23 protein-coding genes and 1 riboswitch are annotated in these 22,140 nt (G+C 54.3%); of the genes, 2 read left to right on the top strand and 21 right to left on the bottom strand.

The genetic code is table 11. The annotated features are described in order from the left end of the window. Positions 1-61: 61 nt before the first annotated feature. The 18 genes from AC1VOR_RS17390 to AC1VOR_RS17305 form a co-directional block, all read right to left on the bottom strand. Complete coding sequence (locus AC1VOR_RS17390) at positions 62-772, bottom strand: glycosyltransferase (protein ID WP_482619612.1); 711 nt, start codon at positions 770-772, stop codon at positions 62-64. Continuing rightward, positions 769-1,707, bottom strand: a complete 939-nt coding sequence (locus AC1VOR_RS17385; protein WP_482619610.1) for an NAD-dependent epimerase/dehydratase family protein — start codon at positions 1,705-1,707, stop codon at positions 769-771. Before AC1VOR_RS17385 ends, AC1VOR_RS17390 begins: the two co-directional genes overlap by 4 nt. Continuing rightward, positions 1,700-2,530 carry a dTDP-4-dehydrorhamnose reductase family protein gene (locus AC1VOR_RS17380; protein ID WP_482619608.1) on the bottom strand — a complete coding sequence of 277 codons (831 nt, stop codon included), beginning with the start codon at positions 2,528-2,530 and terminating at the stop codon, positions 1,700-1,702. The genes AC1VOR_RS17385 and AC1VOR_RS17380 overlap by 8 nt, the downstream gene beginning before the upstream one ends. Beyond that, positions 2,527-3,513, bottom strand: coding sequence for a polysaccharide biosynthesis protein (locus AC1VOR_RS17375; protein WP_482619606.1), 987 nt, complete (start codon positions 3,511-3,513; stop codon positions 2,527-2,529). The genes AC1VOR_RS17380 and AC1VOR_RS17375 overlap by 4 nt, the downstream gene beginning before the upstream one ends. Next, on the bottom strand, positions 3,506-4,597 hold the full coding sequence (gene wecB / locus AC1VOR_RS17370; protein ID WP_482619605.1) for a non-hydrolyzing UDP-N-acetylglucosamine 2-epimerase: 1,092 nt from the start codon (positions 4,595-4,597) through the stop codon (positions 3,506-3,508). The genes AC1VOR_RS17375 and wecB overlap by 8 nt, the downstream gene beginning before the upstream one ends. Positions 4,598-4,601: 4 nt before the next feature. Continuing rightward, positions 4,602-6,101 carry a glycosyltransferase family 4 protein gene (locus AC1VOR_RS17365; RefSeq protein ID WP_482619603.1) on the bottom strand — a complete coding sequence of 500 codons (1,500 nt, stop codon included), beginning with the start codon at positions 6,099-6,101 and terminating at the stop codon, positions 4,602-4,604. A gap of 91 nt (positions 6,102-6,192) precedes the next feature. After that, the gene (locus tag AC1VOR_RS17360; RefSeq protein ID WP_482619602.1) at positions 6,193-7,314 is read right to left on the bottom strand and encodes a CgeB family protein; all 1,122 of its coding nucleotides are present in this window, start codon (positions 7,312-7,314) and stop codon (positions 6,193-6,195) included. 29 nt (positions 7,315-7,343) lie between these two features. Then, positions 7,344-8,426: a CgeB family protein gene (locus AC1VOR_RS17355; RefSeq protein WP_482619601.1), complete on the bottom strand. Its 1,083-nt coding sequence runs from the start codon at positions 8,424-8,426 to the stop codon at positions 7,344-7,346. Positions 8,427-9,123: 697 nt separating this feature from the next. Continuing rightward, positions 9,124-9,483 carry a hypothetical protein gene (locus AC1VOR_RS17350; RefSeq protein ID WP_482619599.1) on the bottom strand — a complete coding sequence of 120 codons (360 nt, stop codon included), beginning with the start codon at positions 9,481-9,483 and terminating at the stop codon, positions 9,124-9,126. A gap of 12 nt (positions 9,484-9,495) precedes the next feature. Further along, on the bottom strand, positions 9,496-9,789 hold the full coding sequence (locus AC1VOR_RS17345; RefSeq protein WP_482619598.1) for a hypothetical protein: 294 nt from the start codon (positions 9,787-9,789) through the stop codon (positions 9,496-9,498). Further along, complete coding sequence (locus AC1VOR_RS17340) at positions 9,786-10,145, bottom strand: alpha-helical endospore appendage domain-containing protein (RefSeq protein ID WP_482619597.1); 360 nt, start codon at positions 10,143-10,145, stop codon at positions 9,786-9,788. Before AC1VOR_RS17340 ends, AC1VOR_RS17345 begins: the two co-directional genes overlap by 4 nt. 24 nt (positions 10,146-10,169) lie before the next feature. Next, positions 10,170-10,457: a nucleoside-diphosphate sugar epimerase gene (locus tag AC1VOR_RS17335; RefSeq protein ID WP_482619595.1), complete on the bottom strand. Its 288-nt coding sequence runs from the start codon at positions 10,455-10,457 to the stop codon at positions 10,170-10,172. 90 nt (positions 10,458-10,547) lie between these two features. Then, the gene (locus AC1VOR_RS17330; RefSeq protein ID WP_482619593.1) at positions 10,548-11,846 is read right to left on the bottom strand and encodes a glycosyltransferase family 2 protein; all 1,299 of its coding nucleotides are present in this window, start codon (positions 11,844-11,846) and stop codon (positions 10,548-10,550) included. A 15-nt stretch (positions 11,847-11,861) separates the two neighbouring features. Next, positions 11,862-13,061 (bottom strand): GT-D fold domain-containing protein, encoded by a 1,200-nt coding sequence (locus tag AC1VOR_RS17325; RefSeq protein ID WP_482619591.1) that lies wholly within the window; start codon positions 13,059-13,061, stop codon positions 11,862-11,864. Positions 13,062-13,101: 40 nt separating this feature from the next. Further along, positions 13,102-13,833, bottom strand: coding sequence for a sugar phosphate nucleotidyltransferase (locus AC1VOR_RS17320; RefSeq protein ID WP_482619589.1), 732 nt, complete (start codon positions 13,831-13,833; stop codon positions 13,102-13,104). 25 nt (positions 13,834-13,858) lie between these two features. Then, complete coding sequence (locus AC1VOR_RS17315; protein WP_482619587.1) at positions 13,859-14,605, bottom strand: glycosyltransferase family 2 protein; 747 nt, start codon at positions 14,603-14,605, stop codon at positions 13,859-13,861. Continuing rightward, entirely contained in the window at positions 14,602-15,759 is a 1,158-nt protein-coding gene (locus AC1VOR_RS17310; RefSeq protein WP_482619585.1) for a glycosyltransferase family 2 protein, read from the bottom strand. The genes AC1VOR_RS17315 and AC1VOR_RS17310 overlap by 4 nt, the downstream gene beginning before the upstream one ends. A 7-nt stretch (positions 15,760-15,766) precedes the next feature. Further along, entirely contained in the window at positions 15,767-16,594 is an 828-nt protein-coding gene (locus tag AC1VOR_RS17305; protein ID WP_482619583.1) for a glycosyltransferase family 2 protein, read from the bottom strand. Between the two features lie 226 nt (positions 16,595-16,820). Between AC1VOR_RS17305 and AC1VOR_RS17300 the strand changes: the two genes are divergently transcribed. After that, complete coding sequence (locus AC1VOR_RS17300) at positions 16,821-17,954, top strand: YheC/YheD family endospore coat-associated protein (RefSeq protein ID WP_482619581.1); 1,134 nt, start codon at positions 16,821-16,823, stop codon at positions 17,952-17,954. A 16-nt stretch (positions 17,955-17,970) separates the two neighbouring features. Here AC1VOR_RS17300 and AC1VOR_RS17295 read toward each other — a convergent pair whose 3' ends face one another. The 3 genes from AC1VOR_RS17295 to AC1VOR_RS17285 are packed head-to-tail and all read right to left on the bottom strand — an operon-like array spanning position 17,971 to position 20,980. Next, complete coding sequence (locus AC1VOR_RS17295) at positions 17,971-18,774, bottom strand: energy-coupling factor transporter transmembrane component T family protein (protein WP_482619579.1); 804 nt, start codon at positions 18,772-18,774, stop codon at positions 17,971-17,973. 17 nt (positions 18,775-18,791) lie between these two features. After that, positions 18,792-20,363: an ABC transporter ATP-binding protein gene (locus AC1VOR_RS17290; protein WP_482619577.1), complete on the bottom strand. Its 1,572-nt coding sequence runs from the start codon at positions 20,361-20,363 to the stop codon at positions 18,792-18,794. An 11-nt stretch (positions 20,364-20,374) separates the two neighbouring features. Continuing rightward, positions 20,375-20,980 carry an ECF transporter S component gene (locus tag AC1VOR_RS17285; protein WP_482619575.1) on the bottom strand — a complete coding sequence of 202 codons (606 nt, stop codon included), beginning with the start codon at positions 20,978-20,980 and terminating at the stop codon, positions 20,375-20,377. A gap of 105 nt (positions 20,981-21,085) precedes the next feature. Continuing rightward, a riboswitch (TPP riboswitch) is annotated at positions 21,086-21,197 on the bottom strand. 113 nt (positions 21,198-21,310) lie between these two features. Between AC1VOR_RS17285 and asd the strand changes: the two genes are divergently transcribed. Beyond that, entirely contained in the window at positions 21,311-22,132 is an 822-nt protein-coding gene (gene asd, locus AC1VOR_RS17280) for an archaetidylserine decarboxylase (protein WP_482619573.1), read from the top strand. The last annotated feature ends 8 nt before the right edge of the window (positions 22,133-22,140 follow it).

Raw genomic sequence — 22,140 nt, 5'->3', positions numbered from 1 at the left:
CTTCCTCAAGGTAACTGCTCATTTTCTGCTATTCGGGGACAAATGACCTGCTTCATGGACTTTAGGAGGTAGCGATGAGATGGGTTAAGGCCGCTCTGTAGCGATCCTGGAGGAATTGAATTTCTGCAGAAATAGCACTCTGATGGCGCAAGGTCCCCATGCCCCCATGCCTCCGATAGAAAGTAAGCGGAATTTCCACATAGGGGAAGGCAGTACGGGAAAGCAGCACCCGGTGCCATAAATCATAATCATGGGTGTACGGCAACTGTTCGTCGAAAATCCCCACCCGCTGCACCAGACTACGATGCATCATCACCGTACAACCGTTCACGGGATTGCCGCCTAGAAATGTGTGGAGCAAGACATTCCATTCCATCGGAGGCATTCCCGCTCCGTGCTGGGTCACTTGGCTATTTTGGTCGATGTAGCTGAAGTTGGTATGAGAAATAGCCGCCCCTTTGGCTTGCATGAATTGAAGTTGAACGGCAACTTTGTCAGGATGAAACTTATCATCCGAGCTAAGCCAGGCAATATAATCGCCTGAGGCATGGCGGATGCCGTGATTCAACGCCGAGGCAGTTCCACCATTGGCTTTGCCCAGATAGTAAATATGATTCCGGTATGGAGCCAGGCGTTCTGCATGCTGGGTCGAGCCATCGTCCACAACAATGATCTCGATATTTGTATAACTCTGGTCCAGCGCACTTTGAACGGCTTGCTCGATATAAGGACAGTTATAGAACGGAATGATGATGCTTACTCTCGGATTCATGACAAGGTTCTCCCTTCCTTACGGCAATCGTTCAATATATCCATCAGGGACTGTTCCCAGGAATAAGCTGTCTCCCACCCCATGTCCCACAGGGATTGCGGAACAACTGCAGACGCTGAGCCGGAGGCAGACAAGGGACTATTCAATGCAGGCTGGGAAACGCGAAGGTCCAGCTTCGCCGTTGTCAGCTTGGCATAGACTTCAGCCAGTTCCGACAGACTGTGTTCCTGGCCGGAGCACACAGGATAAATTTTGCCCGGCTCGCCCCGCCTTAGCAAGATTTCATAGGCCTTCACCGCGTCTCGCACATCCAGAAAGTCCCGCCGTTCAACCCCTTTTGTCAGCTTGAAGGGAGGAAGCTCCTCTCCACGCTCAACTCCGGCAATGTAGCGGGCTAACAAGGAACAGACACCTGTCGAAGGACCTGTACCAATCAGGTTACCCGGCTCGGCAACCATGACGTGGAGCCCAAACAGTTCTCCCCAAGCCAGCGCCGCTGCTTCTTGCAGCGCCTTACTCAGGCCATAAGGATGTGTGGGAGCGATGTCGGGGCCTAGTCCAAATTTGAGCCGGGAGCCAGCTACCAGCACGCGGGTTCGCTCCAGTCTGGCAGCATGCAAGCCATCAAGCACATGCAGGGTAGTCATCAAATTGCTCTCCACATACAGGAGTGGGTGGTCCCAAGAAGCAGGCACTGAATTTTTTCCACCGAGATGCAGAACATATTCAGGCCGTAGCTTGTATATCATCTCCCTGACCTGCCGCTTATCGGTCAGATCGCATGGGTAATAGCTAACACCGCAGCCGCCGGGAAGCCCGGCTTCGCTTCGAACTGAGGCGAAGACCCGGTATCCCTGGGCCGCAAACCGGCGGCAAGCATGTTGCCCGGTGAATCCTGCCGCTCCGGTAATCAGAATAGTAGCTTGATCAGCCATGCTGATTCATCCAACCCGCCATATCCTCCAGCATATGGCGGAAGGAAGGGAGCGGAACGGCGGCATCGGTCCGCGTATTTACCAGTGTTCGGTCCAGGTAAGGACCGTCCTCCGGCTCAATCTCAACATTCGTTTTACCCCAGATCTCCTTGAAGAGCTGAAGCATTTCGTATTTACTCACAATCTCGGGATGAGCCAAATGAATGAGTCCGGATACCGGTCGATCCATCAATTGATCTATAGCCTTGGCCAGTTGCAGCGTGGTTACCCCGTTCCAGGAAACGCGTCGATAACCCGAGACTTTTCCCTCCTGGCTCATGAACCAATGGAACAGCCCAATCCCATGGCCCCGAATCTCCGGCCCAATGATGGACGTGCGGATGGTCAGATGTCCCTGATCATGAACTTCTCCCAGCATTTTGGTCACCGCATACATAGAGGTTCCATCAGGCGGATCGTCTTCACGATAATGTCCGCGATCTCCGCTGAACACACAATCCGTGCTGATGTGAATCAGCCTGGCTCCTGTCTTGTCGGCCAAATGACGTAATCGATGGGGCAGGAATCCATTAATATGGTAAGCTGCGATTTTATCCTGCTCAGCGAACTGATTGAGAACCCCGACGGCATTGATAATGATCTGGGGACGAACCACCTGAACGGCATAATCCACGGCTACGGTATCCGTCACATCCAGAATCAAGGATTCGGCATCTCCCGAATCTCGGGAAGTGTAGAAGACCTGATGTTTTCCTTGCTCGCGGAAATATCGAACGAGGACATGGCCGGCCATGCCGGCGCCCCCGAGGATCAGTATTTTCATGAAAGGAACCCTCCTCTGGCCAACAGGCCGCGGATCGCTTCCTTATCCATCAGATGATGCTCGGAACTTAACTCACCGAAGGTCACGCCAGGCAGGTCGCCATAACGTTCCTGCAAGCCGGCGATCTCCAACGCAGGGAGAATGACCAGGTATTCGTCATCATAGACTACGGTCGTTCGGCTTTCATATTCGCTGAGCAGCAACTCGTGAATTCTTTCTCCCGGGCGGACGCCGAACTCTACCATGGATACCCCGGATACCCCGGACTCTTCGATGATGACCTGCGCCAGATCCACAATTCGGCAGGTTGGCATCAGCATGACGAAGATTTCACCGCCGACGCTCTCTCGTGAGGCCTTGAACAACAGTTGGATCGCCTCGGGCATCGTGAAGAAGAAACGCGTCATTTCCATATCTGTAATTGAAACTTGGCGTCTTTCCCGGATCTGTTGCTTGAACAAGTGAATGACACTACCATTGGTTCCGAGAACATTGCCGCCCCGAACGCACACGAATCTCGTTTCTTCCTGAATCAGATTGGCATACACAATCAATTTCTCCCCAATGGCCTTTGTCATGCCGTAGAAGTTGGAAGGATTGGCAGCCTTGTCGGTAGAGATGTACAGAACCTTCTTCACCTTGTTCTCAATCGCAGCTTCAATGACATTTTGCGTGCCCACCACATTGGTCTTCAAGGCCTCGCCGGGCTGCTCCTCGCACACAGGGACATGCTTCAAGGCGGCAAGGTGATAGACGATATCTACATGACGGCAAGCCGCAGTCAGTGCTTCTTTATCACGAATATCCCCAATACGGAAGGTCAGCCGCTTATCGTCAAAGGCACGGCTCATTGCCACCTGGGCTGCCTCGCCGCGAGAATATACGATGATTTCCTTCGGCTGCTGAGGCAGCAATTGCCGAATGAGTTCATGGCCCCATGAGCCCGTTCCCCCGGTCACGAGAATGACTTGGTTTTTAAACATTCAGTTTCCCTCCAAGTACGAATTTGACCACCTTTTCCGAAACCTTCTTCTCCATATAGCCATCAGGATAAGGCCATGAGCGTTCCATCCCTGCCATCATTTTGGCTGTCGCTGCAATCGCTTCGGCATTCACACCGGATACGACGTTACTGCCGCAATCCACCGTCTCCGGGCGTTCCGTAGTCCGGCGGATGGTAACTGTGGGGACATGCATTATGCAGCACTCCTCCTGCACCGTGCCGCTGTCCGTCAACGCACAAAGAGCGTGCTTCTCCAGCTTCACAAAATCAAAAAATCCAAAGGGCTCATAAAATTCTACAAGGGGATGCATCTTCAGCTTCAAATCCCGTTCAATACGCGACCGGGTACGGGGATGAATACTGCAAATCATCCGTAGCGAAGAGGCCTCTGCCACCTTGTTCAGCCCTTCCATAATGGCATGCAGCGACTCTGGCCGATCCACGTTCTCTGCCCGGTGGGCAGTAACTAGATAATAGGCTCGCTCGCTCAAGCCCAGACGCGTCAAAATGTCGCTAGTCTCTACCTGAGAATCATAATGTTGCATGACTTCATAAATGGGATTGCCCGTTAGCACGATACGTCGTCCCGGCACACCCTCGGCAATTAAATGCTGTTTGCTTTGGGGGGTGTATGGCATGTTAATCGTGGACACGGCATCAATAATCTTCCGGTTCTTCTCCTCCGGAACATCGAGGTCAAAGCAGCGATTGCCCGCTTCCATATGGATGACAGGATACCCCAGCCGTTCAGCCAGAACTGCGCATAACGCGCTGTTGGTATCCCCAAGCAGTAGCACCCGGTCCGGTCGCTCCTGATTCAGAAGTTGCTCCATCTGAGCAAACATAGCTGAAAGCTGGCTGCCCAGAGTTGTTTTATGATCTTGAAACACATAGTCCGGCTGTCTCAGGCCCAATTCCTGAAAGAAGACATCGCTCAGGCTGGCCGTAAAATTCTGTCCCGTATGGACCAGGATGTGCTTGTCGGCCCACTGGTCAAGCAAAGGTATGATCAGGCTTAGCCGGATGATCTCCGGCCGAGTCCCGAGTATCGTCATGATCTTCACATTCTCATCTCCTTGCAGACTTATGACGCTTGCTTCTACGTCTCGATGTTACACTGGAAGACCTGCGCCGCCAAGCCGGGGGCCGCTGCGTCCCTTTGCGGTTTCGTTTGCGGCGGGCCGCTATCCCCCGCCGCACACCACCCTTGCCTCGGCGCTGCTTCTTCAAGGTTCTGCGTCGCTTGGAACTCCTGCTCCGCTGGCTTCCCTTGCCCCGTATGGGGCGGTTATTGCCTGCAGACTCTTTGGCTCCCGATTCAATGGCGCGAAGCGCCAGTTCATCTAACGGGGGCTCTTGCTGCTCAGGTAACGGAACAACGTTACCTTGCAGGCCATTCATTCGCTCTACTAATCCGAGCAATCTGCCTTCATAAGCCGACGGCCCAAAGGCCGCTTCGGACTGAATCCGGTTGCTCTGTCCAACCTCTTCCGCCAGCCCTGGCGAAGATAACAACTGCGCAGCTCTGGAGGCAAGCTCCTCCGAATCTCGGGTCGCTGCCAAATAGGGGGCATTGCCCGTTGCCTCCAGAATCTCCCTCAACCCTCCCGAAGCGTAGGCCACGACTGGTTTGCCGAAGAACATCCCTTCCAGTGCCGTCAGTCCAAAACCTTCCGGAGCAATCGGCGGGACGATGACCAGATCCAGTGCAGCGAATACAGCCTCAATCTGATCCTCGAAGTTCGCGAACACGAATCGGTCCCGATAAGGAGAAGCCGCAGCCATATCCTGCAAACTGCGATAAAATTCATGGTGAATCTCGGCGCCGATCATTACAAATTTTGTATCACTGAATGAATCAGCCAGTGTCAACGCCGCTCGCAGAAAATGATCGGCCCCCTTCTCCGGAATCAGATACGAGGAGATATAGCCAACCAGCCGTTCTGCCGGCTTCACCTTCCATAATCCCCGCTTATGCCGCCGTAGGGAGGGCCACGCCTCCGGATGGACATCCTCCGGGTTCCAAGAAGGGTACAGCAGCAGCATCTTAGGCTCCGCCGCACTTCCCCGGAACGGGTTCAGTACTGCTTGGGAAATACCGATAATGAGATCGCTGTACCGATCAATAATGCTAACTGCCTCGGCTGTAAAATCGTTCTGTGCGATGACCTCGGTAATCTGCCAGGCAACCGGAATGCCAAGCTGCTTGGCGGCGATTGCCGGGGAGACGTTAACGCTGGTATTTACCAGCACCAGATCCGGACGCTCTCCATTGAGCAATTCAACCGTGCGCCGAACCGGATCGCTCCAAGCCACTGCCGAGGCGAGACCTGATAATCCGGCGTGCGGGGAGCACATTCCGTAGAGCAGTCCGTTATCACAAATGATCGTGCGGATTCCATAACGCTTTGCCAGCACGGTCAGGCTCCCCTGGCGGGGAACCACGATCGTGCAATCATAGTGGGCCTGTAGCTTCCTGGCACAGAAGAGCAGCAGCTTCTCGGCCCCTGTTACGTTCCTGATATTGCAAACATGCGAGAACAACAGCAATTTTCTCTTCCCCGGCACCCTCGCCCTCTCCTTCGCTTGATTGATGTGAGCAGACGGCTCCCCCACAAGCCATCTCATGCTTCAGTCCGGCTTAAATGGGGGAATTCCGTTATCCAAAAATCACCGTCAGCATGTCATTCAAACGGTTGGCATAGGTATGGTCCCGAAGGGTCCGATCAAGTGCCCGCAGTGCAATTTCTCGTCTCTCTTTCTCATGGGTCAGATAGAACCGCACCTTATCCACTAATTCGTCCGCTGTCGAGAAGGTCTCAATCTCCACGCCCGGAGTATAGAAGGAAGCCAGATCATCCCGCGCATCCACCAATTGCAGCGTAGCGCATGCCGAAATTTCGAATGTTCTCGGGTTAGGTGATGCCGCCAGAATGCCCGCCCCGTTGTGGTTAACATCCTCCTCAAACGGAGAACGGTGAAGGTTAAGCACAATTTTAGTCCCGCTATAAACCTCAGCCGTCTCCACCGGTCCCATCCATTTGCCAAGCTCGATCCGGTCGGAATATTGAGAGAATTCCGGCAGACGATCCCACCAAATTCCGTTAATCATCAGCCCTTGCTCTGCCAAAGCAGGCATGACTGGACGCAGAAAATGAACTCTGTTCCAATACGCGGAGCCAATAAATCCTAAGTTCCGCCGGATCGGGGACTGAATCAATGTAGGCCGGTAATGGTCTGTATAGGCGGCAAAAGGCAAATAATGCACATTGGGGGAGCCGGCCGCCCGATAAGGTTCGAGGCAATTCCGTTCCAGCGTAAATACGTAATCATAGTGCGGGCTTATGGCAACCGTCATATCTGTATAGTAGGGATCATCGGTGAACCAGATGGCTGTGGGAATTCCCATTGCCCGTACTGCATCGATGTAGTCCGTCGGTAATTCCAGACCATCGAGAGCCAGCAGAAGATCGGGCGTATGCAATGCCGCTAATTGCGGGATGGAATCACTAGGCGTAGCAACAATCAGTTCGGATGTTAGGCCTCGCAACGTGGTGGTAATGGCTTCATCGATCGGAGAGTAGGGAAAGCCCTTGCCCGAACCTACGTACAACACTCGCTTCTGCCGAACCGGAAATGCGGGGCGTTCCCGATTCACGATGACATTAGCCCTGCCTCTGAGATACCCCTCATCAAATCCGGCGACGAGCCCGTCTGCTCTCCCTCTGTCTGCTGAAGTCAACACTTGATTGACATGTACTGCCGCTTGCTCTGTGAGCATAATGTCACTCCTTTTTTATAAGTCCCAAGCTAATTTCTCATCGCCGCCTCCAGAAGACGGCCGATCCGATCGGTATACGTGTGTGCCTGCCTTGTCGTCCAGAGAGAGCGCCAGGCCATAAGCCGCCGTTCATCCTCGTGCTCCAGGTAGTAGCTGATTTTCGATTCCAGTTCTTCCGCGCTATGGAAGGTCTCAATATCATATCCGGGACGATAGTAGGAAGTGAGTTCATCGCGAACATCGGTAATCTGGAATGCGCCACAACCGGCAATTTCATAGGTTCGGGGGTTAATGGACCCGCCAGATAAATTTCGACCGTTCCGGTTGTCTTGCCCCGCCTCCGTCGGACGGTGAATATTCAGCACAATCTTGGCGGCATTGTAATAGCTGACCGTTTCCTCCGGCGGAAGCCATCCCTGCCGAATCCAAGGCGATAGCTCCTGGAAATGGGGCATGCGTTCCCAATGCCAACCCGCAATCAGGACACGACGGTTCTGGAGAAAGGAGCTCAAGCGCTCGAACAAATCAACGCGGTTCCAGAACGCATTTCCGACAAAGCAGACATCATAGCGGTGCTCTGGCTTCGCCGGCACAGGACGAAATAACCTTGGATGGGCAGCCAGTGGAAGATGATGCACCTCGGCACATCCAATGGAACGGTACAAGGACACGCATTCAATCTCATGGGTGAAGATAACGTCGTAGCTAAGAGCCAAAGCCACCGTGTCATCGGTAAAATAGGGATCGTCGACAAACCAGACGGCCGTGCGAATACCCATGCTGCGAATTCGTTCCATCTGCTGGGGATGATCCGCAGGGAATACATGCAGCGAATTCATGACCAGCACCAGGTCAGGCCGATAGCGCTCCGCTTCCTGCACCATGGTCTCCGGAGAAGCTACAATACACTGATCCGTCAGCTCCGTCAGTGCGTCCTTCACTCCCTCGTCAATAGCTTCGAATCCCTGGGGAACGTACAGCACCCGCAAATTCACTCTGGGCCAGCCAGCAGGAGATACCCGCTGAAGCACGGCCTGACAGCCGCCATAACGATACCCCTCGCCGTACCCGGCTGAATAAGCATCACCGGTGTGATTCTCCTCATCCTTCATCAAAGTTCTTCATCCTATCTTTGTGGATTCAAACTATGCGTTTTTCCTGGGTCTTAATAAATATATGCTGAGGGGGCACGTGCATCATGGACGACTACCCGCCCGCCTGATAAATTGGCGAATGCCCTCTAGGTCAAAATAACAACAAAAAGCTTCCATGAATACGGAAGCTCCAGCAACCATTTACGTCGACTAGAGGATATGGCTGTTATCCAAGAATACGACAATCCGCAAGAAGCCTGGAGTGGCTATAAAGACAACACAAGCTTCACCCAACTCGTGAGCTCTATGTATTCCATACGAGCAGAAGTAATGTTGAGGTTGTAGAAGAGTTTTTCTCAGGAGTACGGCAGCTAACATGAAGTTATAGTTACAGAGAGACTTGCCTATGGTTTCTTTGACTGTAACCCAAAGTGATCGCTCCGTCGTTTTACACAATGTTTTATTTGATACAGGCTGTGCAGCTACCGTTTTTGATACTGATGCCTTAGCTGCAATATACCTCTAACGGGAAATCCTCCTGCTAATTCGTCTGTATTTCACCAAATATCACATATAGCGGGATCTTTTCCCTATAATAGGAAGGTGGATCCCCCAAAATAGAGATAAAACGATCCTACATAGCTAGGGCTACCAAACCATAAATGGTTGGTAGCCCCGAACTGATGCTTTAGGTATGCTGCAAGCAACAGCTTGACTAGACTTGTTCCTTGTAGGCTAGCTTATGTCCATCCTCAAAGCCTTGGGCAAAACCTCCGTTGAAGCCTTCCTGATAAGCATCATTATACGCTTGATTATAAGTGGCATCCTCGGTGGCAGGATCGACTGGAACGGGCTCCTTCACTGGAAGGCGACGAGCCAGCCCTTTACGACGCCGTCTCAGCTTACTCTTACGGCGGCGCAAACGGAGTGCCGGGCGTAGCTTACTGCGCTTGCGGCGGGCAACACCGATCTTTCTGCCCCGCTTTAAGGATAATCTCCGCTTCTTCCCCGGACGTCCTTTCTTCATCACACGCGGCTTCACCCGGCGGGTGCGCCGAGATTTCGTTTTGGCCATTACCTGTTCCTCCTATTCTCCTCGGGCAACCTCGTTAGCTGCATAGCAAGTGTTCTTAATCCACGGCGATGAAGGAGTTCCATAATTGACGCGATGGAGAGTCAACCCGCAGACGGTACGGGCCATCGCTTCCTGATGCTTCGTCAAAATCTCGATATTGGCGGCAAGGTGCCGGGCGGTTTCCGGCGACCCTTCCGCTACCTCGGCCAGACTGCCGAGAATGCGAGCCATGGCGACCTGACTTCGGCTGATCGAGTCGATCAGCCGGAGTTTGGCTTCTTCGTGAAGTTCTAGCGGCAACCTCATTTGCTGGAATCCTCCAAGTCAAATCCACCGCCAAACAAACCACCGAAGCCGCCGCCCAGGTCGCCATCACCGCCCGCTTCTTCTTCCTCGGTGGCTAGCACCGTTTTTAGATTGCTGTACAGCCCATTTTGCAATTTGGTCAACCCTTCAACCATTTCCACAAGCTGCTCATGAACGTCCAGCGGGTCGGATAATTGCTTCTCATGATCGTCAAAATTGGCCTCTACCACATGATTGAGCACCCAGTTGCGCACCTTCTCCGCTTCAACCGCCTTCGCCTCCAAAATCATTGCAATGTTCCATTGTATTTTGGCGGCTGCATCCAACATGTGCAGATAGGCCTGTTCCCTGCTCATGGCATCATACCCCGCTTCTTGGCATTACTCTTCGTCATGGGTTTTCAATTCCTTCATTACATAACCCAGGTTCTCGGCCATGGCCTCTTCCAGATCGGCTATCGCATTCAAATAAGAGATGACGCTCTTGTTGACGCGGCCTGAGTTCTCCAGCACGCCAGACATGCCAGCAAAGGCCGGCCCCGCATCCGGAATGCCGTGTACAATCTGCGCCATACGTACCGCAACCTGTCGCTCGGCATCGATCATTCGCGCCATCTGCTGGTGAGAGTGGGCCATATGAACAATGATATCCGTTATCTTTTGCTCCACCCTGATTCCTCCTCTATGGACGGACTGCCCAGCTTGGTACCCTGCATTAGCATATGCCGCTGCAAACCAGCACGTTCCTGGGGAATCCTCCTATAAATCCTCGTTTAACAGTCTGAGAGGCGGGAGAATGGGCAGCCCCTCCGGGTACTGCTCCAACCACTGCATTCCTGGGATTTCCCCTGACACTGTAAGCCCCCAGGCCCGGCAAGCATATTCCGATACGACCTCGCGGCGTTGCCCCCGGTCAAGCTGATACAGGCGCCCGTCAGCGGCGCGAGTGACGCTTCCCTCCTGCCCCGGCTGTGCTGCCAGACCCGCTCGCAGAGCTAACACTTCATGCATGGAACGTCCTGCTCCGCGCGGAAGATGCAGCAGGTCCGTTACGGCTAGCCTTGTCGGCGGGAAGCCCACCCCTTCTGCTACATTTCCTTCTAAGGGATAGCGAACACCGTGCTCCAACCAATACACCGTAGCATTCCACCCCTTGACACAGACTCCACTCGGGAAAAAATCAGCAGACCGAAGTGCCCCTGACGAACGCAGGCCTGGCATACGCAAGTACAAGGACTGCAAATCGCCCCATTTCTCGGCAAAAAAATCATGATTCCTTGTATTGACCTCGGCAAAGCCTTGCTCTCCCAGCCCCTTCATCGTCATGCTGCCATAATGATGGATGAAGGTATCTCCGGCAACCACCTGCTTCTTCCCTTGCAGCCGCAGCCGAGCCACCCAATCGTCATCCTCATAATTTCCAATGGTATACCCCTCGTCAAGGTATCCGATTTGCTCAAAGGTGCTGCGGGGAAAAACCAGACAGAAACCAACCAATCGCTCCGTTTCCCGCCATTTGGCCGGATCAGTAACATTATGGGCTGCCGCATAAACCTGCATGGCGGCAATATCGTCCCCATAGGGTACAGCAATCTGCTGATCACCGCTGATATAATTCGTAACCGGACCTACCGCCGCCGCGTCTGGACGCTGGCTCAGGCAATGCAGCAATTGATCAAGCCAGCGTTCCGTCACCAGCACATCGTTGTTCAATAGAACGATGTATTGGCCCTTTGCCATCATCAACCCTGTGTTAATAGCCCTCGCAAACCCCAGGTTCTGCTCATGCACCGCCAGCCGAATCGGTCTCTGGCGACGCCTGATCGCTTCTGCTGTCCCATCCTCGGAGCCGTTGTCGACGATAATGATTTCATAAGGCAAATGGGTATGGGCCTCAATGCTGTCCAGACATTGGAGCAACAAGTCTCTGCGATTATACGTCGGAATAATGATGCTGGTGCCCTCCAGACCCGAACCAAACGAACGGATGCCTTCCTCCATCCCCCGTGCATACCCGGCTGCGTAGCCGCTTGCATATTTGCCTTGCTCCTGCTTCAACCTCTCATCCTCCCCTCACAACCGTGTTAGAAACATCTCTCCACGGATCAACTTGTCGGCTAAATGGCCCAGGTCCAATGCCAGCTTGCCTTGCTCTGCCGCGAGGCGTGAGCATATCATCACTGCAGCTATACCTGCCGCTACCAGAGCCAGGTCAAAATCAGGCTGCTCGCGGGTTCGTATTAGAACAGCCTCAACATCGGCAACCCCCTGAACCGGAGCGACCCAGCCTGTGATGGCTATCCCTTGTCGGCTTAACAAATCTGCCAGTTCTGGCGATTGATTGCCGATCAGCAGCACGCGTCGACCTTCCAATAGCCGCGCCAGGTACCCTCCTGCGTTCAACTCGTAATTGACCGTTGAAGTAGTGAGCTGCATTGTGCGGTAATCCATGCCGTAATGACGCAGCACGGGGAACAGCAAGCCCTGATACGACGGATGCCGGGACTGAGGCACGCCGATAATGTCTGCCGAGTGGACCGCCTGCGCCAAGGCTTCCCGCGCTCCAGCATCCGGCAATTGCACACCCGCATAAGGTAAGAAACTCCCCCAGCGGATGGCATCCTCTGTGGGGATTACCGTCTCATGCGCCAGCGTAAGCAACTCGCCGTCGCCCAAGCGAACGATGGACAGCGGCCGCCCCTCCTGAAGGGCGGTTACCGCTGCTTGAAATACGGCAGGTGCAGGGAGCAACGGATACAGCGAGTCGGCAACCGCTCGGAACCCCTCGGCAATGACCGCATCCACTGTGATTTCAGGCAGCATCGTATGGTGGGGAATCAAACGGCCCAGCTTGGCTTCCCCACCTTCGAATAAGCCTTCCCGGTGTCCATGAGCATAAGCTTCTGCACGGATGGATTCCAACGCCTCCGTACTCTCGGATGGGGCAGGAGAGCGATCCTCTATTCCCGAAGACGCCGCTTCCTCCACCGGAAGTGATATCGGCAGGAGTGCTGCTCTAGATGCCGCTGATTCTAGCGGCGCAGCAACAGCCGAGCCTGCTGGCATACGCGTACGCCGTCGCAAATCCCGCTTGCGGCGCCAGGCCGCCCGCCGGGAACGCAAGCGACGGGGGAGCGTCCTTCCCCCGCTCCTCCTGCTGGCTGTCTTGCGGCGGATGCTGTTCAGGGTGCGGCGGGATGCCACTGCAGCACCTCTCCCTCCTGCCTGGCGCCGGGCCTTTCGGCTGGATTTTCCCGATGAACCACGCATCATGGCCCGCCCTCCTTTCTTCATCATGTCAAGTCTTAAGAAGTCACGGAAGTACGCCCTTCATATAAACCCCGGCCTCTCGCAACGACTCGAGCGTACCGGCGTCCCCCCACCATAGCTGCAGTATGTCATATTCCAGCTTGCCTGCCTTGGCATAACGATTATTGACATCCGTAATCTCCAATTCTCCACGATCGGAGCGACTGATCCCGCGAATGATATCGAATACAGCGTCATCATACATATAGATGCCTGTCACCGAAAACTGCGATTTCGGCTTTTTGGGTTTCTCTTCAATGTATGCAATCAAATCCGGATTTTCGGTGTCAAATACGGGAACTCCGTAGCGGCGGGGATCATCCACAGGCTTAAGCAGTACCCGCGCACTCCCTGACGGCTGCTGTTTGAATTTCTCCACAAAGGGGGTCAAATCATCCAGGAACAGATTATCGCCCAGCAGAACCACAAACCGCTCGCCAGACGGGATGAAGCCGGATGCCAGCTCCAACGCCTCCGCAATCCCTCCCGCCGAATCCTGTATCCGATAGGTAAGATTAACGCCAAAATTGTCGCCACTGCCAAGAAAATCGGCATACAGCCCGGCAGACTGCTTGCCAATGACGATCAGAATGTCCGTGATTCCGGCTTGACGCAGCCGTTCTATGCCATAGCACACCATCGGGTGGCTCCCGACGGGAAGCAGGTGCTTATTAATCAATCGGGTCAGCGGGTATAGACGCGTACCGGTGCCTCCCGCCAAAATCACACCTTTCATGAACTCTCCCCCCAGTAAGTAATTGCTATATAAACTGCCAGGGGTCTAAGCCCCATTTATTCATAAAACGCTGCCGGTTCCGTTCAATCAGTTCGCTCCACCCCTCAGGATGCTGCGCCTTGAAGCTGGCGCTTCCAGCGTGATGCACGAGTGTATCTCCGCAGATGAGCAAGCGATATCCCGCCTGGCGTACCCGGTAGCAGTAATCATCATCTTCGTAATGCCCCGGCGAGAAGCTTTCGTCCAGCAAACCCACCAGAGCCAGCACCTCTCGCTTGATAAGCAGACACATGCCAATCAAACGCTGGGCCTCTTGCCAGCGGGAAGCGTCGGAGTGATTGTAGCGCTGTGCAAACTGGATAAAGTCCTCCCCTTCCCTCCAGGGAACCTCCACTTGCTGGCGCCCGCTGGCATAGTTCGTGACCGGGCCTACCATCCCGATATCAGGAGCGCTCTTTAGTGCTCTTTGCATGTTGGATAACCAATACGGCGAGACGGTCACATCATTGTTCAGAAGAAGCAACTGATCACCCGAGGCGATAGACAGCCCCCGGTTCACAGCGATGGGAAAACCTTCGTTACGCGGCAAAGCAGCCAAAATGAGCTGCTCTCGCAGACAATACGAGACGGTCTCGTCAGCAGAGCCGTTATCCACCACGATAATTTCGTAGGGAACCTCGGTATGACGACGAATGGCCTCAACGCAAGGAGCAAGCAGATGAAGTCCGTTATAAGTAGGGATAATGATGCTGGTCAATCCGGCTTCATTCATTTGGCATTCCTCACTTTCGCGAGCTCGCTGCGAGGAAGCGTAGCAAAGCTTAGACGTACGCCCTCCGTCTTCATCACTTCTCCCAAGGCCTCCACATGGTCGCCGATGATCATTCGCGCTACGGCATTGCCTGCCCCGCTATTGCCACTGCGAACCCGATTGCTGCGTATGACGTCGACGGAGACTGGTGCGCTTGTAGCAAGGCCACGAGCAAGCACCATCGCTTGCGCCTTGGGCGGCACGAGCAGAGCCGCGGTCCCCACCGCCTGAACAGCCCGGCGGGACATCGCGTGCGGCACCGCTGTCAGCGAGTTAGCCCGCAAATCCGGACGGCCAAGTGCGTGGTTCAGGAACACTTTGCAGCGTGTCACCTCATCTTGACCCGCAAACGCGGGAAGATATGGAGTCAAATCATTGAGTACCAGGTCCTCACCCCGATCAACGGCCAGGATAAAAGCCGCGAGTTCCTGAGCAGGGACGCAAATGTCGCCATCGGTGAACAGCAGGATATCGCCGGAGGCCACCGATGCTCCAACAGCCCGACCTACATCATGACCCAGTCGCTCCGGGAAGCTGAGCCGCGTAATTCGCGGGTCCTGATCCACAGCGGCAAAGCTTCCGTCTTCACAGCCATTCAGCACGATAATGATCTCTTGCAGAGGCAGCTTGCGCAGCTCCGTCAATACGGCTGGCAAGGTTTTCTCTTCGTTACTCGCAGTAACGATCGCCGTTACGGTGCCTTGTAAGGGTAGGGGAATCCACAAATCCTCTACCCCGCAAGCCTTGGCATAACCGCGGTGGTAAGCCAAGGCCGCGGGTAACAGAATCTTTATCGGTAGACCGGCTGGAGCGTACCGGGCATACCACTCCCGGAACCCTTCTTGCATCTGGAAGGAGAACTCTTCGCTGCCCCGGTTCTCCCGAGCCGCTCTCCCCGCAAGAGCACCCGCTTCCCCGGCCCTGAGCGCCAGACGGGTTGCGCGCTGACTCTCCGCTGTTGAGCGAATCATCTTCCGCCGGGCAGGTAACTTGCTCCGGTTTGCACTTGCTCTTCTGGACATGCGGCCTGCCCTAGGTCGCGGGTAGGAAGGCCGCTTCCCCGATGGGGAACGCTTCTTATGCCCTTGACGGCTTGTTGTTGGCTTTGTCTTCACCCTCATCTCACCTCACCCGGCCGCGCTGTCGGCCCAGATCGCTATATCCGCCCCGGGCTCCCTGCTGCTTAATTAGCCATTCGACCGCTTCCAGATGGTCTCCGGCGACGAGCCGGGTCAACGGATCAACCCGTTTGCCCTGCTCCTCTTGTCTGGCTCGCACCGGATTTAACCGGCCGACCTCCACCGTATGGACCACTTCCACCTTCAGGTCCAGCAGAATGGCCTTGGTCAAGGCCAGCGGAGGTACCTCCAGCGCCTCTGGCCGAATCCATTCCAATGCCTTGCGGCTCAAGGCATGAGGAACTGCCGTCAGTGAGGCTCCCTTCAAATCAGCACGTAGTAGCAAACCATTAAGTACATGTTTGGCCAATACGACCGGATGAACCTCTCGCCGGCGTACCGGACCCGAATAGCCATTCAAAGCTACATCGATTCCTGACAATACCGCTTGCACGAAAGGTCTAAGCTCCTTGGCTGGCACCACCATGTCCGCATCCATGAATAGCAGCACCTGACCAGCAGCCGCTTCCGCGCCTACCCGTCTCCCCACATCATGCCCCAGCGGCTCCGGTACGCGAATCAGGCGGGCGCCGCATTTCTCGGCCAATTCAGGCGTGCCGTCCGTGGAGCCGTTAGCCACCACAATCGTTTCGCTGCGGGGGTGCACCTTACCCGCTTCGCGCAGTACCCGGCCCAGCGTGGCCCGTTCATTCATAGCCGGAATAATAATGGAGACTATGGGGTCGTCGTGGTTGACCAAACGCGGAAGCGGGGACTTTCGCCGAAGCGGCTTTCGGGCCGGCCGGCTGCGCAGCTTGCGTGTTTTGACCACATCGCTTTCCTCCCAAATCGTGATATACCAGAACATATACCACAGTGTATGTGCTGAAGGAGGTGTTGCAACGGCAAACGTACAACCGTCTTCTGGTAGAGGAATCCTGCGCTGTAAGGGCCAAGGCAATCGTCTGTAAAACAGGCGGCTGACGCGGAACAGTCGTCCACGCTTTTTGCCCGGGAAATCATAGATTGGAGGAAGAAGCAAGGAAGGAGGAAGTCTCTTGAGTCAGACTTACGTTGGAATATTGCTGAATACGGGAATGTACCGGGGAATTCCCACACGCCGAACCGGTCAGGAATCGCTCTCATTATATGAGGAGACCGCACGAGAATATGGGCTGACTCCCTGCTATCTGCGTCTTGCTGATATCGATTTATCCAATGAAAGCTGTATTGCCTATGTATATAACGGAATTGACTACAGCAAGCAGGAGCTGCCATTGCCGCAAGTTATTCATAATCGTGCCCTGTATCCGAGAGCCGAAGCAGTACAAAAGATTCGTAAGCTGATGGCCATGGGGATTACCGTATTTAATGTGAACAACCGCTATGGCAAGGATACCATCCACCGGTTACTCTGGAACGCTCCTCATTTGCGTCATTACCTTCCTGCAGCTATGCCCTTAACCTCCAGGACCTTGTCTACGATGATGTCTCGCTACCCGGACTTGATCCTGAAGCCGATTCGCGGCTCGGTGGGTCATGGCATTATGCGCTTGCAGTATCGGGAGGATGCAGGCTGGGCGTTAATCTATCCCTCTCCTACAGGACCCCGAGACTGGATCACAGCCAGACTCAGAAGAGGGGAACTTCCAGGGTGGGCAAGAAGAAGACTCGAACGTGTACCTTACCTGGTACAGGAACGCATTCCATTGGTCGAATATGAAAGACGGCCCGTAGATTTACGTGTTACGGTACAGCGGGGAATTCGCGGGGATTTTGAAATTACCGGTCGTTTCGCCAAGGTATCTCCCAAGGGCGGGTTTGTCTGCAATATCGCCAAGGGAGGCGAGGCCTTACCGGCTGAGGACGTGCTGGCCCAGATACTTCCAGCTCCGTTGGTTCCGGCGTCGCTCAGTCATGTGGAGGCGCTGGCCCTCACCATCTGCCGCTATTTGTCCGACCGTCTGCCCCTACTCGCCGACGTCGGGCTAGATATCGGCCTAACGCCGGAAGGGCGGCCTTATTTTATTGAATGTAATGGACGCGATCAGCGCTACGGCTTCCGTAAGGCAGGGATGGACAGCATTTGGAAGGATACGTATCGTAGGCCGATGGCTTTCGCGCATTATCTGCTGAATCAACCTGCCAAGAGCACGACAGCTCCCAGGAAGGGAAGCGCGAAGACAACCTGAATGAAGCAGGCTGGCACTAATGGTAACGAACATCGGCAATGCCAAAGGGTGGATACAGCATCGCTAGGGTGTAAGCCAACGCCTGTACGGTAATCATCAGTACAGGTATCCATAAATCATAACGTGAGTAAGCAGTGGGATAGAAATAAGTCCGGGGCCGGGAGCCGTCAAACGCCTTGGCCTCCATGGCGACGGCTACGCGATGCGCCCGCCTGATACTTTGCGAGAGCAGCGGCACTGCGTACAGCTTGGCCCCTGTGGCCAGGCCCGCCAAGCCTCGCGGAGAACGCAAGCCACGAATCAACAAGGCGTTGCGCCGGACAAGCAGCTCCTCCCAGACCATCGGCAGCAAGCGAACCGAAGCCATGAAGCTATACGCATACTTGGGTGGCAGCTTCATTTGCTGCATCAGGGCATAGAACAAGGCCACAGATGACGTAGTCAGCACGAACAACAGCCCCTGTGACGCAAAAGTCACCGCCTTGAGCCCGATATGAATGCCGCGATAGAAGCTTTCCTCCGAAATGTGGAACAACCCCCAGGCCCACCAAAGCGTGTCCCCCTTACCGAATAAAATCATCGTCGTTGCCGATGAGACAAAGACCAGCACAAAGGGCAGGATAATTAAAGCCACCTTCCATGGCTGGTACCCGCTCAAGGCAAAGAGCAGCACGATAAATAGAACGGCCTGATAAAAAATAAAATCCAGGCGATGGGTCAGCAGCGTCATAATGAACAGCAGCAACATCATCATAAGCTTGCTTGCCGGATTGGCCCTGTGCATCCAGGTCTGTACCTTTGGCGTTAGAAAGCGTCTCATATAACCATCATATCCTTTCAAGAGAGTATTTGAGCATATGGTCTCAGTGATCGTTCCGGAAGAGCTTCCTCAACCTCATCCCTGCCGAACAGGTGTCTGCCGCGTGGGGTGTGCTCCCGCGAGACCAGTCGGCCTGCACGAATCTCCCAATGCTGGGTAGCCAGATAATGGGCAATGCGTTCCTCATGCGTGACCATGACGATGGCTGTACCCTGACGGCGCAATTCCTCACATAAGGTCAGGATGGCAAATGTATTTACCGCATCCTGGCCAAAGGTCGGCTCATCCAGCAGCAGGATTGGCTGACGCCGCACGGCGGCTCCTGCGACACTGAGTCGCCGCTTCTGCCCCAGTGACAACTGATATGGGTGTCGCCCCTCCAACCCCACCAGGCTGAACTGCTGCATGCTATGGCTCACCCGCTCCACAATATCCTGTTCAGCAATTCCGTCCTGCTTCAGGGAGAAGGCTATCTCATCAGGGATGCGGTCCGCCACAAATTGAAATTCCGGGTTCTGAAAAACAAAGCCGATGCTTCGCACCATCCGGTTATCCTTCCGCCGCTTGCCTCTGCGATTATTGCCTTTCCCGTGTCCAGCCTGCTCGCCTTGCAGCAAATATACACCTTCCGAAGGAAGCAGTCCGATCAGACTGAGCAGCAAGGAGCTCTTCCCCGCTCCATTAGGCCCTGTAACGGCCACAAAATCGCCAGGACGAATGTCGGCCTGCTCTACGGCTACGACCGGCTGGCCTTGACGAAGCCCCTGATACCGACCCAGCTTCACCAGTTCCGGCACATCCCTTCCTCCCTCCATAGGAGAGGCATTCAACAGCCGTTGTCCCTCTTCAGACGAGAAGAAATCCTGCCATACCCCTGGATACCAAATACCGAAGTGCTCCAGCTCCGCCTGGAACTTAGCGAATACATACGCCGGAGCCCCTTCGCCGATGGGTACCCCGTCCGGTCCAAACAACACCACCCGATCAACGAGCCCCAGGGCCAGTAATTCCTCAAGGCGATGCTCCACAATGATCAGGGTCCGGCCCTCCGCATTGCGGAGGATGGCCTGCCAAATCTGCTCCCGACCCTCCGGGTCCAGCAAAGCCGAAGGCTCATCCAGCAACAGCACTTCCGGCTCTCCCAGCAATACGGAGGCCAGCGCCAGGCGTTGCTTCATACCCTGGGACAAAGCATCAATAGGCATATGGAGATCAGACAGGGCAAGGCCCACCTTGCTCAGGACATCCTCCATGCGGTCTATCATCTCTTCCCGCGGAATCCCCCGATTCTCCAGCGCAAATGCCAGTTCCTCATCCACATAAGGCATGCAGAACTGGGTATCCGGGTCCTGGAACAGGATGCCCCAAGAGTCGGGCAGCCGCTGGGAGGTGCTGCGCATCGGAATTTCCACCAAGTTCGGGATAATGCCACACAGCACCTGAAGCAACGTTGACTTACCACAGCCACTGGGTCCAAGTAATAATACCTTCTCGCCCCGCCCTACGCTAAAGTCCAGGTCCTTGAACACGAAATTCTCTTCGCCCGGGAACTTCAATCTCAGGGCAGTAACTTCTGCTGCTATATCCATGTCACCACCCCTTATTTATCCAGGGCGGCGTAGTCTTTAGGGTCCAACGGACGCAGCAGCGCCGTTACTCCTGTCGCCTCCACCGCTTTGACCAGTCCGTAAGCAAAGTATCCGCAGATTACCACAGAGCTGATAGCCCGCATGATATATTTGGCCGTGAGCAGCCAGGGAGCATAATCTTGGACGTATCCATAGAAGAAATCCGGGATAATCGACCCGATCGCAGCCCCGATTCCAGCCAAAGCAGCTACCGAAGCAGAAAATTTGCGGTACCGGAACGCAGCAAATACCAGCTCCGCTCCCAGCCCCTGAAGCACGCCATAGAGCAAAAGCTGAATGCCCCATTCGCTGCCAAACAGAATTTCGACGTGAGCGGCTGCCACCTCGGCAATCAACGCTACACCAGGTTTGCGAATCAGCAAGAATACCAGCGTAGATGCGAGGAACCACATCCCGTAGACCAACTCGTCCGCCTGGAAGAACAAGGGCGAGAGCAAGGAATACACCGAGCTCCAAAAATGATATACCACACCCAGCACCACCGAGATCAGCACCGTCACCAGTAAATCACTTAGCTTCAAGCCGCGAGCGGCTTGCTTTTTTACCATTTCCGCCATATTGAATTCTCCTTCAACGAATAATTTGTTCGCATATGAAAATAACCGTCTGAATAAGCTCAGACGGCAGTCAAGTCCATGGGAAGGCGCAAACAGGCACACAGATGTCCCCTATGGTCGATTCTCTACGCTGGCATTATCCAGATCAGATTAACGGTCTGCAGCGGAATATGCTGCCATCTCAGCCTGATTCACTCAAGCCCCCGTATCCTATGCAATTGTTAATAACATACACTAACCTTTGCCGGGCGGCAAGCATCAATTAATTGATTTCAATCCTGATTTATGTCAATATAAGCGGAAGTAGCAATTGGACGAGGAGGATGTATTTTGGCGGCAACATGGATGAAATGGATGACGGAGCTGTCCTCCCGTAAGTGGATTTCCAAGCTCATGGGCAGATTCTCGCATTCGGGCATCAGCCGGTTGATGATTCCGTTCTTCGCAAAATCTTATGGCATCCCCTTGCACGAAGCGGAGATGGAAATCGGGGATTACCAAACACTAAATGAATTTTTTACCCGCCGATTAAAACCAGGTATGCGCCCGCTTCATGAAGAGCCGGGAGCACTTATTAGTCCGGTAGATGCCCTTGTTACGTTTATGGGGGTCATTCAGGACGGGACGCTGCTGAATGTCAAAAGCCAGGACTATTCCCTGACCGAGCTCTTGAATCACTCTCCGCGTCTGGAAGCTTACAAGCATGGATATGCCTTTGTCTTATACTTGAGTCCAACGGACTATCATCGCATTCATGCACCCGTAACCGGTAAGAGGTTAGAGAGTGACCATATCAAAGGCCGCGTGTATCCGGTTAACGATTTTAGCATGCGTCATATGAGAACTGTATTGTCCCGCAATGAACGGCTGATTACGTACATCTCTCATGCTTATGGCGAACTCGCGCTTGTCAAGGTCGGGGCAATGAATGTCAGCAGCATCAAATATACCGATGAAGCCATTACCCGTTGGGAACAAGGGGAAGAGCTCGCCTACTTCGAATTTGGCTCCACGGTGGTCCTGCTCACCCAGAACGCCACCTTCACCCCGTTAACGGGACTTAAAGTGGGCCGCAAAGTACGTATGGGTGAGGCGCTAGGCCATTTTGTCCTACCAGAATCAGGGCCCTCTGAACCCGCAAATAATAAGTAAAAGCAGCA

It is taken from the genome of Paenibacillus sp. 1SOY10 (assembly GCF_056836745.1).
The sequence above is the reverse complement of the archived record's forward strand: the minus strand, read 5'-3'. Positions and strand labels throughout refer to the sequence as shown.

What these genes read in the sequence shown, in the direction of transcription:
- AC1VOR_RS17360 (WP_482619602.1), bottom strand. Translation starts at nt 7,314, where the DNA reads ATGCTCACAGAGCAAGCGGCAGTACATGTCAATCAAGTGTTGACTTCA.
- AC1VOR_RS17320 (WP_482619589.1), bottom strand. Translation starts at nt 13,833, where the DNA reads ATGAAAGGTGTGATTTTGGCGGGAGGCACCGGTACGCGTCTATACCCG.
- AC1VOR_RS17355 (WP_482619601.1), bottom strand. Translation starts at nt 8,426, where the DNA reads ATGAAGGATGAGGAGAATCACACCGGTGATGCTTATTCAGCCGGGTAC.
- AC1VOR_RS17340 (WP_482619597.1), bottom strand. Translation starts at nt 10,145, where the DNA reads ATGAGCAGGGAACAGGCCTATCTGCACATGTTGGATGCAGCCGCCAAA.
- AC1VOR_RS17285 (WP_482619575.1), bottom strand. Translation starts at nt 20,980, where the DNA reads ATGGCGGAAATGGTAAAAAAGCAAGCCGCTCGCGGCTTGAAGCTAAGT.
- AC1VOR_RS17390 (WP_482619612.1), bottom strand. Translation starts at nt 772, where the DNA reads ATGAATCCGAGAGTAAGCATCATCATTCCGTTCTATAACTGTCCTTAT.
- AC1VOR_RS17295 (WP_482619579.1), bottom strand. Translation starts at nt 18,774, where the DNA reads ATGAGACGCTTTCTAACGCCAAAGGTACAGACCTGGATGCACAGGGCC.
- AC1VOR_RS17345 (WP_482619598.1), bottom strand. Translation starts at nt 9,789, where the DNA reads ATGAGGTTGCCGCTAGAACTTCACGAAGAAGCCAAACTCCGGCTGATC.
- AC1VOR_RS17380 (WP_482619608.1), bottom strand. Translation starts at nt 2,530, where the DNA reads ATGAAAATACTGATCCTCGGGGGCGCCGGCATGGCCGGCCATGTCCTC.
- AC1VOR_RS17315 (WP_482619587.1), bottom strand. Translation starts at nt 14,605, where the DNA reads ATGAATGAAGCCGGATTGACCAGCATCATTATCCCTACTTATAACGGA.
- AC1VOR_RS17385 (WP_482619610.1), bottom strand. Translation starts at nt 1,707, where the DNA reads ATGGCTGATCAAGCTACTATTCTGATTACCGGAGCGGCAGGATTCACC.
- AC1VOR_RS17290 (WP_482619577.1), bottom strand. Translation starts at nt 20,363, where the DNA reads ATGGATATAGCAGCAGAAGTTACTGCCCTGAGATTGAAGTTCCCGGGC.
- AC1VOR_RS17325 (WP_482619591.1), bottom strand. Translation starts at nt 13,061, where the DNA reads ATGATGCGTGGTTCATCGGGAAAATCCAGCCGAAAGGCCCGGCGCCAG.
- AC1VOR_RS17350 (WP_482619599.1), bottom strand. Translation starts at nt 9,483, where the DNA reads ATGGCCAAAACGAAATCTCGGCGCACCCGCCGGGTGAAGCCGCGTGTG.
- AC1VOR_RS17375 (WP_482619606.1), bottom strand. Translation starts at nt 3,513, where the DNA reads ATGTTTAAAAACCAAGTCATTCTCGTGACCGGGGGAACGGGCTCATGG.